Genomic DNA, 14,118 nt, shown 5'->3' with positions numbered 1-14,118 from the left:
GGATATCCGGGCGGAGGGCAGCCGCTCGTTCCGCCCGATTTTGCGAGATTATGGCGCAAGGGCATGCCCGATGCATCCGTCGCGGAGATGCAAGGCTAAGGTTCGCCGGTGAGACGCGCCGTGATCAACCGTGCTGCCTTGATTGCTGCCCTGCCCTGTGTGGCTGCGGTCGCGTCGTCGACGCGTGAGACGGGTGAAGCCACCGCCAAGGTGCCGATCGGCTGGCCGTCAGCGCCGAGGATCGCCGCGGCGATGCTGTGCACGCCTTCCTCATAGCCCTGTGCGCTGCGAGAGTAACCGCGCGTGGCGGCAAGCCGTATCGCCTCCACAACCTTGTCCGGCCGCGTCACCGTATGCCGGGTGAACACCTGCAGCGGCTTTTTGAAATAGGCGCCGACCACATCCGGGCTTGAAGCGGCCAGGAAGGCGACGCCGGACGCTGTGCCGTGCAGCGGCAGCACCTGGCCAACATCGACATTGACGCGGTTGGCCTTGGTGGAAAGCTCAACATGGACGGTCAGCAGCGCCCCGGCGCTGAATTCCGACAGATGCACGGTCTCGCCGGTTTCGAGCGAAAGCTCTCGCGCCACAGGCGCCGCGACGCGGACGAAGGGGAAATGTGCGTCGCGAATGCGGGCCAGCCGCGACAGGCCGGCGCCCAGCCGGTAGCGGCGACTCTTCGGCTCCTGCTCGATCAGCCGGTGGTTGGAAAGCGCTACCAGCAGGCGCCTTACGGTGGCTTTGTCGAGACCGGCCTTGCGGGCGAGGTCGGAGAGGCCGATCTCCGGTTCGCCGAGCGTGAACAGCTCGAGCAACGAAACCGCCTTGCCGACTGTGCTCATTATCGATTCTCCGAGATACTTCGCATGTGAATTAACTTGACAGCAGCCGACCGACCTTGCAGTCTATAACATACAAAATGCTGGTTCAAATAGTGAACCAGATTGGAACGCGCGCGCGCCCCAAAATAATCGCGCGGCAGGGAGAGTTAAGCGCTGTGATGGCTGCCAGCAGAAGCGATTCGCATTCAACGACCATTGGTGAGCTGCTTGACCGCGAGCAGGCGCGCTTCAGTGACACGCATCCGCGCTCAGCGGCGGCCTGGGAAGAGGGCAAGCAGCGTTTCCTCTATGGCGGACCCTCGCACTGGATGCGGCGCTGGGCCGGCGGCTTCCCGGTTTATGCCGCGTCGGCCAGCGGCGCCCATATAGGAGACATCGACGGTCACGACTATGTCGACTTCGCCCTTGGCGACACTGGCGGCATGTGCGGCCACGCGCCGGAGGCGGTGACGCGCGCCGCGCTCCGCCAGTTGCAGAACGGCACAACGATGATGCTGCCGACGCAGGACAGCCTGTGGGTTGGCACTGAGCTGCATCGTCGCTTCGGACTGCCCTACTGGACGCTGACCACCTCGGCCACCGACGCCAATCGCGGCGCCATCCGCATCGCCCGCATGATCACCGGCCGCGACAAGGTGCTGGTCTTTTCCGGCTGCTATCACGGCGGCGTCGAGGAAGCGCATGTCGAGATCCGCGACGGCCGTGTCGGCCTGCGCAACATGATCCATCCCAACGGGGTCGACCATTCGGCCGTATCGAGGGTGGTCGAGTTCAACGATGTCGCTGCGCTCGAAACGGCACTCTCGGCCGGCGACATCGCCTGTGTGCTGACGGAGCCGCTGATGACCAATTTCGGCATGATCCCGGTCGCCGATGGCTTTCATGCAGCCCTTCGCGAGATCACCCGCCGCACCGGCACGGTCTTGATCATTGACGAGACGCATACGATCTCCAGCGGACCCGGCGGTTATTCGTCCGAGCATGGGCTGGAGCCGGGCATTCTGGTCGCCGGGAAGGCCATCGCCGGCGGCATTCCGGCCGGCATCTTCGGCGTCTCGCAGGCGATCGCCGAGCGGTTGTGGGCCATCGTGCCGATGGTCAATCCGCGCGTGCGCCAGTCGGGGCATCTCGGCATCGGCGGCACGCTGGCCGGCAACGCACTCACCGTAGCCACGATGCGCGCTGTGCTGGAAGAGGTGCTCACGCCCGCCAACTTCGAAATCATGATCGGCAGAGCCTCGCGGCTGGCGGAGATGGCACGTGGCATCATAAACGCCAATAAGTTGCCGTGGCATGTGACGCAGATCGGCGCCCGCGCCGAGATCATGTTCATGCCCGATCCGCCGCGGAACGGCGCCGACGTCATCGCCGGCCGGCGCGGCGATCTCGAGACGCTGCTGCACGCCTTCTACATGAACGAGGGCATATTGGTGACGCCCTTCCACACCATGTTCCTGATGTGTCCGGCGACGACCGAGGCCGATGTCGACCGCCACGCCGAGGTCTTCACCCGTTTCATTGATCTCGTGCGTGGCGCCGGAGTCGTCTGAGCGATGGCGAAACCATTCGATCTCAGCGGCAAGGTGGCGCTGGTGACCGGCGGCGGACGCGGCAGGGTGCTGCGATCGTGACCCGCTTCGCCGTGGCCGGTGCTAGTGTCGTCATCGCCAATCGAACGTTCGATATGGCAAAAGCGCTGGCCTCCGAATTGTCCGCCCGCAAGCTTGATGTGCGTGCGGTTCCGCTTGCTGGGCTCGACCGCGCCAGGCTGCACGCACTGGTCGGCGACATCGTACGTCAGGCGAGCCGGCTCGACATCGTCGTCCACAATGCCGGCGGCTGTCCCTGGGCCTCGATTGAGGATCTTGACGAGGACAAGCTCGATGAAGCGCTGGCGCTTAACCTCAAGCCTTGCTTCTGGCTGGCGCAGGCAGCAATTCCGGTGATGCGCAAGAACGGCTTCGGCCGCATCCTTGTCACCTCTTCAGTGTCGGCGCGCTTGGCGATGGCCGGCGGCGCGCATTACTCGGCCGCCAAGGCCGGCGTCAACGCCTTCATTCGGGGTGCCGCCTTCGAATTCGCGCGCGACGGCATTACCGTCAACGGTGTCGAGCCGGGCTTCATAGCCAAGCCGGGTAGGGGCACGATGAGCGCGCCGGAAGTCGCCGGGCGCCTCGGCCAACACATACCCGTTGGCCATCTCGGCGAGGCGGACGACATTGCCTATGCCATGCTCTATCTCGCCTCGGAGCAGGCCAAATACACCACCGGCCAGACGATCGTCGTCGACGGCGGCTCAACGTTGCCGGAAACCGGCTTCGCCGTCGAGCGCCATTGGGGGCTGACATGAGCCGATGCCTCGAAGGCCGCAAGGCGCTGATCACCGGTGCTGCCACCGGAATGGGCCGCGCCACTGCCGAATTGTTCGGCCGGCACGGCGCCGAAGTCATCGCCTTCGGCCTCGGCGGTGAGGGACTGGACGGCGCCGTCAAGGCGAGCGACGGTGCCGCCGTGCTCGGCGACATCACCAGCGCAGGCGATGTCGCACGTGCTATCGACGCCTGCGGCGGGTGTCTTGATATCGTCGTAAACGCCGCCGGAGTGATGATCCTCGACGAGCCGGAGAGCCTGAGCGATGAGACCTGGGCGCGCAGCTTTGCGGTCAATGTGACGGGCGCCATGATGGTCTGCCGCGCCGCACTGCCGCTCATGAAAAAGCGCGGCGGCGCGATCGTCAACATCGCCTCCGTCGGCGCCTTCAACGCCAGCGGCCAAAATGCCGCCTATTCGGCCAGCAAGGCAGCACTCGTCTCCTACACCCGCTCGCTCGCCTTTGCACATGGCCCCGACGGCATCCGCGCCAACGCGTTGGCGCCTGGCTGGGTGCGCACGCCGATGAGCGTCTACGAAATGGAAGTGGCGGCAGCGGCCAACGGCTCGACGCCCGACGAGGAGTTCACCGCGCTCACCGGCCGTATTGCGCTCAGGCGTGTCGCCGAACCGTCTGAGATCGCCAACTGCTGTCTGTTCCTGGCTTCCGATGCCGCCTCCTTCGTCACCGGTGCTGTGCTCGTCGCCGACGGCGGCGGCCGTGCACCAACGCAAAACAGGGCAGTGTGATGCGACCTGACCAGTGAGGCTTGTCACAGGCGAATGGCCAGGATACCGGCGCTCTGATAAGCGGCGCCACTTGTCTCACGCTGCTGCCTCTACCGACATTCAGATAGGGAAGACCGCGTTGATTTGCCCCGCCGCGCTTTTGGCTGCAATTCAGGCAGCCACGATGGCGCCAACGGTCGAACAGGCCAGGACTTGCTTTACACCCGCGTTCATAAACACTCAGAACGCGCGGCGATGGCAGGAATGGTCGATATGGTCGCGCGGATTGCCGTGCGAATACATGCACAACGCGCGTTTCGCTTTGCCTTCCGCGGTAATCGAGGCATCTGAACAGAAAGCATATCCGACAATATTGCCGCGGACTGCCTTCCGGACGCCCACATAGGTGAACAAGTACGCTCCCGTGGTGAACCCGACCCAAAGCGCTTCTCCCACTGGCGAAGAGACTGCACCATCAAGGTCCGGTGTCAAACACCCAGTTTCGAACCGGCTCTCAGACCGCCTGCTGCTTGAGCCGCATGTTCTCGCGGTACAGGCTGATGTGGTCCTTGAAAATACCGCCGACATAATCCTGGAAGGTCGGCAGCGTCGCGATGTCGATGGCGGCGCCCTTGGCAAACCAGGCGATGATCTCGTCGGATTCCGTCATATACTGTCCCGGCGTTAGCTCGACAGTTGGAAAGCCGACCTTGGGCAGGTGCGCGGCGAGCTTCTCTGTGATCTGGCACTTCTCTTTGCTGCCCTGTTCGACCAGCCGGATGTCGACCTGGTCGAGCAGTCTCGCCTCAAGCAGGAACACGCGAACCTTCATGCAGAACGGGCAGCCATGGAGCAGGTAGACGAGGGCTTGAACACGGTATTGGTCATGGCAAATGCCTTTTGCCGGATGCACTGCGGGTTGGCCGTGGGGCGGCTATGCGCGCTCGAATATGCCGCCGCATGACCCCGTTCGGCCGCCGGCGTTGCAAGCGCACCGGCAGGCCGATATTCAGACATGCGGAAAGATCAAGCCAAAACAGCGATTTCCGCTGCGAAGTCGCGATAGGAGCGCAGCGGGCGACCCAGCATGCCGGTCAATCGATCAACATCCCCTGCCTCAGGGACCATGCCAACCACAAGGAAGCGCTCGGCCATGAGACGCATGTCGAGCGCCATCCAGCTCGGTGCGTAATTTCGGAGGTTTTGCTCGAACCCAGCGGTATCGTCGCCGCCATAGTGGATCGTCCGCCCAAGAACATTCGACCAGATGGCGGCGACATCGGCACCGGTCAGCGTGTCGGGACCAACGACATTGATCCGCTTGAGAGGAAGCGGCTCGCTTGCCTGCTCACGGCGAACCAGCTCGATGGCTGCGATCTCACCGAGATCGCGCGCGTCGACCATCGCGATGCCTTTGTCACCGATCGGCATCGGATAGACACCGTGACCGAGCACCACGTCCTTCACCGAATAGTCGTTGTTGATGAAGTATGCAGGCCGCAGGATGGTGGCGTTGAAGCCCAGCTGCTCCAGCATGCGTTCGACACTGAACTTACCGGCGAAATGCGGCACGTTCACGTAGATGTCGCTGTGAAGCACGGACAGATAGACGATCCGCTTGATCCCGGCCTCATGGGCCAGATTGAGGGCGATCAGCGCCTGGGTAAACTCGTCGGGCACCACGGCGTTGAGCAAGAACAGGGTGGACACGCCCGAGAAGGCCGTGCGCAGCGCATCGACGTCAAGCAGATCGCCTTCGGCGAGGGCAACGGCGGCTGGTAAATTGGCCTTCGAGGGATCGCGGACGAGCGCGCGCACATTAGCGCCGCGCTTGATGAGCTGATCGACGACATTGCGGCCGACGGTTCCGGTTGCACCGGTGACGAGGATAGTCATGTGGTCACTCCTGCTTTTATCAGATCGTTAGCGCTATTTAGGAGTCCACAAACGCACCGGAAGCTGCCATTTGTAGACACCCTGTCTCACTGGTGGAACACATGGACCTGCTCGCCCTAGCCGACTTCAATCTGGTTGCACGTCATGGTGGATTCGGGCGAGCCGCGCGCGCCACAGGGCGCCCCAAGGCGACGCTCTCGCGGCGCGCCGCAGAACTGGAGAATAGCTTGGGCCTACGCTTGTTCGAGCGCGGGGCGCGTACCCTGAAGCTCACGCAGGAGGGAAAGGACCTGCATGAGCGAACCAGTCGCTTGCTGACGGAAGTGGAGGAGACGGCCGCAGCGATTGCGTCGGGAGACCGGGAACCGCGTGGAAATTTGCGGATCAGTGCACCGTTGCTCTTCTCTCAACTTGCGATGGGTAAGCTGGCGGCAGGCTTCTCGCTCAAATATCCCGACGTTATCCTTGAAGTCACGACCGAAGACCGTGCAGTCGACATGGTCGAAGAAGGGTATGACCTGGCCATTCGCGTCAATCCGCGTTCCGATGAAAGCCTGGTGGGACGGGTCTTCATGCGTGATCGGCTTGTGATCGTGGCGAGCCCGCAAGTGGCGAGACCGCGAGACGGAGACGCCGCTCCCGCTGTCGTGCGGAGCTCGGACAGAGGACTCTCGTTGTGGAATATCAAACCGGACACGGGGCCGACGACGATCGCGTTCACCCCGGTGCTCAGCCTGTCGTCGCTCATCATGGTTCGCGATGCGGTCGTCATGGGCGTGGGTGCGGCACGGTTGCCGGTATCGCTCGTGAGTCATGATCTGGCCGCCGGCACATTGGTGCATTGGGGGGACGTGGATGGTCCGGATACGGCCCTGTGGACGCTCTACCCGTCGCGGCGCCTGTTGAATGCCCGCGTTTCCGCCTTTCTCGACCATCTGAGAGGAGCGTTCCCAAAAGGAACTCCCGACGAATTGGCAGCGTTCATTCGGATTTGAAGCCGCCACGGTTACCTTCTGTCGGCCAACGCCATCACCCACGTCGCGGGCCAGCTTGATCCAATAACGCAAGCGACGACCGCCAGAAGGTGGCTGCTGCAGTCCGATGAACTACAGCAGCCGACGCATCAGCCCGCAAGCCGCGGATAGTCCGTGTAGCCGGCCGCGCCACCGCCATAGAAGGTGGATGGATCGGGCTCGTTGACGGGCGCGCCCAACCGCAGACGCTCGACGAAGTCGGGATTGGCCAAAGCCCAACGGCCGATCGAGGTCATGTCTGCCTGGCCCGAGACGATGTCCTGGTCCAGGGCTTCGCGTGTGCGGCCAAGCCGCAGCACCATCAGGGTCGTGGGCCACGCACGGCGGATGTCGGCGAGGAACTCGTCGCCCCCGCCATACATCAGATGGAGATAGGCCAGCTTCAGTGGTGCCAGCGCGGCGACCAGTTCGCGATAGAGCGCAGGACTCTCCGGACCTTCATCAAGCCCGCCCAAAGGCAGGCCTGGCGAAAGGCGGATAGCGGTGCGATCGGCGCCGATCTCATCGGCGACAGCCTGCGCCACTTCGACGGCGAACCGAATGCGGTTAGCGATCGGCCCGCCATAGGCGTCGGTCCGGTGATTGGCGTTCGGCGCAAAGAACTGATGGACGATATAGCCGTTGGCGCCGTGAATCTCGACGCCGTCGGCGCCGGCATCGATAGCCAGCCGCGCGGCCCGCCGAAAGTCCTGCACCGTGGCGGCGACTTCCTCGGTCGTCAGCGCGCGCGGCTCGGGGATCGGCTGCATGCCGCTCGCAGTGAACATCTGCTCACCGGGCGCGACGGCCGATGGGGCGACGGGCTGACGGTGATGCGGCGTGTTGTCCGGGTGCGACATGCGGCCGACATGCATGAGCTGCAGGAAGATCTTCGCGCCTTTTGCGTGAACCGCATCGGTGACCTTGCGCCAGCCGGCGACATGTTCGGGTGCGTGGATCCCCGGCGTCGCGAAATAGCCCTGGCCATCGGCCGAGGGTTGCACACCCTCGGTTATCAGCAGGCCAAGGGAGGCGCGCTGGGCGTAGTATTCAGCGGCGTGCTCGCCCGGTACGCCGTTGAACTCGGCACGGCTGCGAGTCATCGGGGCCAAGGCCAGGCGGTGGGGCAGGTCCATTTGGCCCACGCGGACCGGACTCCAGATAGTCGTCATGATAAACTCCTTGAAAGTTGAAAACTTGGTGATCAGCGGGTGAAATCAGCGACGATCTTGCCGGGTGCGTGGCCGGTGCGATTGCGCTCGATTGCGGAAGCCAAATCATCGAAGCCCACCACGTCGGCGATCGTCGATCGCAGGGCGCCGACGGCGACCTGCTGGGCGATCGCGGTCAGGCGCGCGGTATCAGGTTTGTTCGATAAAAAGACGCCGCGGCGGCCTGGCGGCGTACGTGATGCGAGGTCCGTGGCGGCGATGCTTACGAGAAGGCCATCGGGCGACAGGACTGCCCAGGAGCGGTTCACGACCTCACCACCGACGAGGTCGACGACGAAATCGATGTCGCGCGCAAGCAGCTCGAAGTTCTGCTGCCGATAGTCGATCACCTCGTCCGCGCCGAGCGCCCGGACATGTGGCAGGCTATTGGTCGAGGCCGTGGCAAAGACCGTCGCTCTGGCCGCCTTGGCGAACTGGACGGCAAAGCCGCCCACGCCGCCGGCTGCGCCATGGATCAGCACCCGCCGTCCGGAGAGGTCGAAATCCGCCGCCTGAATGACATGCCAGGCTGTCATCGCCGCGACCGGAATGGCCGCCGCCTCCACGTCGGACAGTGATGCCGGCGTCAGGACGAGCTTCTCGGCGTTGATGACCAGATGGTCGGCGTAGGCTCCGACGCCACCGATGGCGGCCATAACCCGATCCCCGGGCTTCACGCCTGTGACGCCGGGGCCGGTCCGAAGCACGACGCCGGCCATTTCGATGCCAAGTGTCGCGGGCAGGGTCAGCTTGAAGCGCTCGCGGAGGTAGCCTTCACGGATTTTCCAGTCGATACCGTTTACCGCGGCGGCCTTGACCGACACCAAGACCTCGCCCGGACCCGGCTCGGGCGCGGATACGCTATCGACTGTCAGCGATTCGGGGCCGCCATAGGCTTGAAGACGTAAGGCTCGGCCGGGGGCAAGCGGTTCGGATGTGGAGGCCCCGCGCTTGAGATCAGCGGATTGGATCATGTAGGTTCTCCTTCTTGGCAGAAGGTATGCGTTCGAAATCCGCGCCATAAGTCATCGAAATAAGACAGTCTGTCTCGCTGGAGAGACACCTAATGGCCTTCCGGCGTCTCCAATTTCGTATTTGTGGCCTTATCCGTACGGTGCTTTTCGGCCAGGCGGAAAAGCGGTCGGCCGACGGCGACCTTGTAGCGGCGCGTGATCGGGCTCGTCGATCATCAGCGCCAGGATCAGATGGGCCATGAGCCAGCTTCGGACGAGCCGCTCATCGCGTGCAGGAAGCTTATGGGTGCCCATGCCGCTCTTGAGCCGCTTGAAGGCGAGTTCTGCCAGTGTCTCGATCGAATACTAACCATAGCCTTCGGCCGGGTCCGCAGAGTGCACAGCCGCCGATCTCCATTGGCCGTCGGGCGCCCGTCCTCAGCCGGCGTGATATTCGAGCATGATGTCGATCAGCGCTCTGACTTTGCGTGGCGGGAAGTCGCCGGGAGGACGCACCACATAAAGCCCTGCCGCGACCACCGTGTGGTCGGCAAGCAGGGGGATGAGCGCACCGGAGGCGATGTGGGGCTCGATCAGGAAATCCGGCAGGGCCGCCACGCCGAGTCCGGCCAGCGCCGCCGAAAGGAGCGCTTCGCCGTTATCCGCCTTGAAACGACCGTGAGGATGGACCGCGATCGTTTTGCCTCCTTCGACGAACCGCCATGCTTCGGTCCCCTGCAACAGGCACTCGTGATCCGCCAGTTGGCCAAGCGTTTGCGGTGCCCCATGCCCGGCGATATAGGCGGGGCTGGCGACAAGCATCCCGGATATGGGCCGAATGCGTCTGGCGATCAGGCTCGAGTCAGGCAGAAATCCCGCCCTGATTCCCGCGTCGAAGCCCTCGGAAATCAGATCCACGAAACGATCGCTGTAGGCTGCATGAACATGCAGCAAGGGATGGCGTCGAGCGAGTTCGGCAAGAACCGGGGCGACAAGCCTCGGCCCGCCAGACAGGGGCGCGGCGATACGCAGAAGCCCGCGCACCGCGCCATCGGGTGCTATCGCATCCTGTGCCGCCTCGAACTCGCCGAGGATGCGAGTGGCGTGGTCGCGGAACGTCGCGCCGGCCTCCGTCAAGGCGGCGCCGCGAGTCGTGCGAGAGAGCAACTGGCTTCCGAGCGTTTCCTCCAGCCGAGCCAGTCGGCGGCTGACGACGGATTTTGCGACGCCCAGCCGCCGCGCGGCAGGCGATATGCCTCGCCCCTCCGCGATCTCCACGAAAGTCCTGACGTCCTCAATCTCCATAGCGTTCCGCTTTCAGCAACAATCAATCGCAAAACCGAAGGCTATCTTAAGCCGACAAGGAACGCCATCCTTTGTGGGTCAGTTCATCCGGCATAGCCGCGCCGGATCAACCCCATGGAGAAATAGATGAGCGTGCAAGACGTGTGGAAATACGAAGAATCTGCGCTGGTGCTGATCGACTACCAGCCGGAAATGTTCAGCCAGATCCGATCCGAAACGCCGGCCAACCTGGTCGAGCTCAACGTGCGGCTACTGATCAGGGCTGCACGGGCTTTCGACATGCCCATTATTCTCTCGACGGTCGGTGCGAACATGGGTGTCAACGGCCCCACGGTTCCGGCGATCCTCGCCGAACTGCCCGGCATCGAGGTGATCGATCGCTCGACAATGAACTCGTGGGAAGATCCGGCCTTTCGCGCCGCGGTCGAGAAGACCGGCCGCAAACGGCTGATCATCGGCGCCCTCTGGACCGAGATCTGCCTTGCTTTCCCGGTCATCGATGCGCTCAAGGACGGCCATGACGTGGCTTTCCCGGTCGACGCCGTCGGCGGTCGGTCGCAGCTTGCCCACAGCACGGCGATCCAGCGGCTCACTCATGCCGGGGCGGTCCCCAGTACGGCCTTGGCTGTCGTTACCGAACTCTTCCGCGACTGGGCGGGGCCGGTGGCCGACAAGGCCCGCGCGCTGGTGTACTGGTATTACGAGGAGCTTGCGAAGCTGCAGGGTCGGGCCGCAAAGGCCGCCTGAAGCGCCAGGCCGAGCACGGTTGGAGCGGCGGGGAAGCCTCTGACAGGGCCGATTTTTCCCGCCTGTTCCACCGGCAGCACCGACGAGCCCCGCATAGTCGGCTCTCCCGCCGCCAATTTCCCTATTTTCGAAAAGGACGATCAAAATGAACACTCAAACCGGCGCCGTTCGCGGCCCCATCAATCGTTGGAGCCTGGCGCTGTGGATCGCACAGGCGCTCCTGGCTCTCCTCTATCTGGCAGCCGGTGGCGCGAAACTGACACAGCCCATCGACGCGCTCGCCGCGAGCATGAGCTTCGTCACCCATGTACCGGAAGCCGTCACACGGCTGATCGGCACTCTCGAAGTGCTGGGCGCTGTCGGTCTCATCCTGCCGGCCGCGACGCGGATCAAGCCCTGGCTGACGCCGCTGGCGGCTGTCGGGCTTTCACTCATACAGGTGGGGGCGATCATCACGCATGCGCTGCTCGGCGAGACGGCCAGGATGCTGCCCATCAACCTGACGCTGCTCGCCTTGTCCTTGTTCATTGCTTGGGCCCGGCTGCGGAAAGCCAAGATCCCGGCTCGCTGAGCATGGCGAGTCACGAAGAGGGTAGGCCGGCCCGCCACTCGCGGATCACGACCCGTCGATGCAGACATCTACCGACATCGAGCCCCTGGAGCTTCAAAATGCAATTCGGAATCTTCTCTGTCAGCGACGTCACGCGCAACCCGATCACAGGCGTCACGCCGAGCGAGGCGCAGCGGATCGATGCGATCGTCAAGATCGCGAAGCGGGCGGACGAGGTCGGGCTCGATGTCTTCGCCATCGGCGAGCACCACAACCCACCCTTTTTCTCGTCCTCGCCGACGACTCTGCTCGCCCATATCGCCGCGCAGACGCAGCGCATCATCCTCAGCACCGCCGTGACGCTCATCACGACCAATGACCCGGTGAAGATCGCGGAAGACTACGCGATGCTGCAGCATCTCTCGAAGGGGCGGATGGACCTGATGCTCGGCCGCGGGAATACAGTGCCGGTCTATCCCTGGTTTGGGCAGGACATGCGTGACGGCGTCGCACTGGCGCTCGAGAACTACAATCTGCTCCACAAGCTGTGGCGCGAGGACGTTGTCGATTGGCAAGGCAAATTCCGGACCCCGCTGCAAGGCTTCACGTCGATCCCGCGTCCGCTCGACGATGTTCCTCCCTTTGTCTGGCACGGCTCGATCCGCACTCCGGAGATCGCCGAGCAGGCGGCTTTTTACGGGAACGGCTATTTCGCCAACAACATCCTTGCGCCCAACTTGCACTTCCTGCCGCTGGTGAACTTCTACCGCGAGCGGTTCGAGCATCACGGACACGGCACCAAGGAGCAGGCCGTCGTCGGGCTTGGTGGCTATGCCTTCATCGCGAAGCGCTCGCAGGACGCATTCGACCGATTCCGGCCCTATTTCGAAGGCAGCCCCATTTACGGAAAGACCTATCAGCTGGAAGAATATTCGCGCGATACGCCGCTCAGTGTTGGCAGCCCGCAGGAGGTCATCGACAGGACGCTGACTTTCAGGGAAGCCTTCGGCGACTACCAGCGGCAGCTGTGGGTTCTCGACGCCATGGGATTGCCGCTCGAGATGGCTCTCGAGCAGGTCGAGCTGCTGGGCACCGAGGTGGTGCCCGTGCTCCGCAAGGAGATGGCGGCGCGACGCTCGCCGGGCGCCGCCATAGCCCCGACGCACCGGAGCTTGGTGGAGGTCAAGTATGGAGACCAGCCGCCGCGCCAGCCGCGTCCGAACGCCAATCGCGGAGACAACCTGACGGATGTCCGGCCGTATCACGATACTGACGAAAACGTTACAGCGCGCGCCCCGCTGGTCGCGGGGCAGGCCGCCCGGTCCGGCAAAGCCGACGTTCCACCCGCGGAGCTGTAGGTCGACTGGCGGGTACATTCAGGAAAGGATTCGAGTGATGACGAAGGCGATCGAGTGCGTTAACGAGCCCATACGGCTCGTCGTGGTGAACGCAGGCGTAAACGATCCCTCGACAACGCGGATGCTGGCTGACCGCATCGCACAGAAGAGCATCGAACGTATCACTGGTACGGGAAAGACCGCCGTCCTTAGCGTCATCGACCTGGCTCCGCTTGCAGTCGATATTGCGCGTGCCGTGGTGGCCGGATTTCCCGAGGCCAAGGTGCAGTCCGTAATCGAAACGCTTGCCGGCGCGGATGCCGTCGTTGCCGCCACGCCAGTCTACAAGGCCGGTGTCAGCGGGCTGTTCAAGTCGTTCATCGATATCCTCGACAACGACTTGCTCATTGCCAAACCGGTGATCCTCGCCGCGACGGCCGGCACCGCCCGCCATGCGATGGTCGCGGACGCGCAGATGCGCCCACTTTTCGCGTTTCTGCGCACTTTTCCCGTGCCGACGTCGATCTTTGCTGCCCCGGAAGATTGGGGGTCGCCGGAGCTCGGCGGTCGCATCGATCGAGCTGCTACCGAGCTCACCCAGTTCCTGTTGAGTGGCACCAGCCGATCCATCGCGGACGCGGCATGGAAAGGCTATCAACACCAGTTCGCAGGCAATGCGGCGCGCGCGGAGCGCAGCGCTGCCGATGTCAATTTCGACACCGATCTGATGAAGCTGGCCGCAGGAGGGACGGCTGTAGAGCGGATGATCGTCAGAGGCTGAGGGAGCTGAATTTCCTTGCCCAATCCTTTGGCCTAGTTACCGCTTGCGGCCGCATCTGCATGCACAGGAAGAAGATCAACGTCTCGACCGTGCTCGCCGGTCAGAGGCTGGGAATCAAGGAGGTCGACGACGGCATTTGGCTCGTCAGCTTCATGCATTACGATCTCGGGTATATCGACTTGGAACAGAGGACCTTGCAGACCATCGACAACCCGTTCGGCACGAGGTTGTCACCCATGTCTTAGGTACAATCTGTTACCTATGTCTCCGGGTTGGACAAAGGTAGTTATGGTAGCGGGAGAGGGATACCGCCTTTCCCCCCACTCATCGCGCTGCCAGTTCCGACTTCGCTGCAGCGGCTGACGAGGCCGTCCTGGCTACAAA

The 14,118-nt window shown here is 63.4% G+C and carries 14 protein-coding genes and 1 pseudogene; 9 read left to right on the top strand and 6 right to left on the bottom strand.

What is annotated here, in order from left to right:
* Positions 1-95: 95 nt before the first annotated feature.
* Complete coding sequence (locus NKH04_RS04425) at positions 96-842, bottom strand: IclR family transcriptional regulator (RefSeq protein ID WP_352817945.1); 747 nt, start codon at positions 840-842, stop codon at positions 96-98.
* A gap of 158 nt (positions 843-1,000) precedes the next feature.
* On the opposite strand from NKH04_RS04425, the gene NKH04_RS04420 reads away from it, so the two are divergent.
* The 3 genes from NKH04_RS04420 (at position 1,001) to NKH04_RS04410 (ending at position 3,962) form a co-directional block, all read left to right on the top strand.
* Positions 1,001-2,392: a transaminase gene (locus tag NKH04_RS04420; protein ID WP_353044040.1), complete on the top strand. Its 1,392-nt coding sequence runs from the start codon at positions 1,001-1,003 to the stop codon at positions 2,390-2,392.
* Positions 2,393-2,469: 77 nt separating this feature from the next.
* The gene (locus NKH04_RS04415) at positions 2,470-3,192 is read left to right on the top strand and encodes an SDR family oxidoreductase (RefSeq protein ID WP_353044039.1); all 723 of its coding nucleotides are present in this window, start codon (positions 2,470-2,472) and stop codon (positions 3,190-3,192) included.
* Positions 3,189-3,962 (top strand): SDR family NAD(P)-dependent oxidoreductase, encoded by a 774-nt coding sequence (locus tag NKH04_RS04410; RefSeq protein ID WP_352817935.1) that lies wholly within the window; start codon positions 3,189-3,191, stop codon positions 3,960-3,962. The genes NKH04_RS04415 and NKH04_RS04410 overlap by 4 nt, the downstream gene beginning before the upstream one ends.
* Positions 3,963-4,455: 493 nt before the next feature.
* On the opposite strand, the gene NKH04_RS04405 is transcribed toward NKH04_RS04410, so the two are convergent.
* Both NKH04_RS04405 and NKH04_RS04400 read right to left on the bottom strand, forming a co-directional pair.
* Complete coding sequence (locus NKH04_RS04405; protein WP_352817933.1) at positions 4,456-4,773, bottom strand: glutathione S-transferase N-terminal domain-containing protein; 318 nt, start codon at positions 4,771-4,773, stop codon at positions 4,456-4,458.
* Positions 4,774-4,967: 194 nt separating this feature from the next.
* Positions 4,968-5,837 carry an NmrA/HSCARG family protein gene (locus NKH04_RS04400; protein ID WP_352469670.1) on the bottom strand — a complete coding sequence of 290 codons (870 nt, stop codon included), beginning with the start codon at positions 5,835-5,837 and terminating at the stop codon, positions 4,968-4,970.
* 101 nt (positions 5,838-5,938) lie between these two features.
* On the opposite strand from NKH04_RS04400, the gene NKH04_RS04395 reads away from it, so the two are divergent.
* On the top strand, positions 5,939-6,832 hold the full coding sequence (locus NKH04_RS04395) for a LysR family transcriptional regulator (RefSeq protein WP_352918145.1): 894 nt from the start codon (positions 5,939-5,941) through the stop codon (positions 6,830-6,832).
* Positions 6,833-6,960: 128 nt separating this feature from the next.
* Here NKH04_RS04395 and NKH04_RS04390 read toward each other — a convergent pair whose 3' ends face one another.
* The 3 genes from NKH04_RS04390 to NKH04_RS04380 all read right to left on the bottom strand — a co-directional run bounded on the left by NKH04_RS04390 (position 6,961) and on the right by NKH04_RS04380 (position 10,319).
* Positions 6,961-8,022, bottom strand: a complete 1,062-nt coding sequence (locus NKH04_RS04390; RefSeq protein ID WP_352469672.1) for an alkene reductase — start codon at positions 8,020-8,022, stop codon at positions 6,961-6,963.
* A gap of 32 nt (positions 8,023-8,054) precedes the next feature.
* Positions 8,055-9,083 (bottom strand): NADP-dependent oxidoreductase, encoded by a 1,029-nt coding sequence (locus tag NKH04_RS04385; protein WP_352918143.1) that lies wholly within the window; start codon positions 9,081-9,083, stop codon positions 8,055-8,057.
* Between the two features lie 369 nt (positions 9,084-9,452).
* A complete protein-coding gene (locus NKH04_RS04380; RefSeq protein ID WP_352685390.1) occupies positions 9,453-10,319 on the bottom strand; it encodes a LysR family transcriptional regulator in 867 nt (288 codons plus the stop codon).
* 168 nt (positions 10,320-10,487) lie between these two features.
* On the opposite strand from NKH04_RS04380, the gene NKH04_RS04375 reads away from it, so the two are divergent.
* The 5 genes and pseudogenes from NKH04_RS04375 to NKH04_RS04355 form a co-directional block, all read left to right on the top strand.
* The gene (locus tag NKH04_RS04375) at positions 10,488-11,066 is read left to right on the top strand and encodes an isochorismatase family protein (protein ID WP_353044038.1); all 579 of its coding nucleotides are present in this window, start codon (positions 10,488-10,490) and stop codon (positions 11,064-11,066) included.
* Between the two features lie 145 nt (positions 11,067-11,211).
* Positions 11,212-11,637, top strand: coding sequence for a DoxX family protein (locus NKH04_RS04370; RefSeq protein WP_352918139.1), 426 nt, complete (start codon positions 11,212-11,214; stop codon positions 11,635-11,637).
* Positions 11,598-12,974: a CE1758 family FMN-dependent luciferase-like monooxygenase gene (locus NKH04_RS04365; protein WP_352918137.1), complete on the top strand. Its 1,377-nt coding sequence runs from the start codon at positions 11,598-11,600 to the stop codon at positions 12,972-12,974. Before NKH04_RS04370 ends, NKH04_RS04365 begins: the two co-directional genes overlap by 40 nt.
* Positions 12,975-13,011: 37 nt before the next feature.
* Positions 13,012-13,734: a CE1759 family FMN reductase gene (locus NKH04_RS04360; protein WP_352814170.1), complete on the top strand. Its 723-nt coding sequence runs from the start codon at positions 13,012-13,014 to the stop codon at positions 13,732-13,734.
* Between the two features lie 32 nt (positions 13,735-13,766).
* Positions 13,767-13,979, top strand: a pseudogene (locus tag NKH04_RS04355) (transposase); the annotation flags it as partial.
* Positions 13,980-14,118: the final 139 nt, after the last annotated feature.

The sequence above is a fragment of the Mesorhizobium sp. M1365 genome, from assembly GCF_040317865.1.
GTDB lineage: Bacteria > Pseudomonadota > Alphaproteobacteria > Rhizobiales > Rhizobiaceae > Mesorhizobium.
This window is presented reverse-complemented; position numbering and strand designations above follow the sequence as displayed.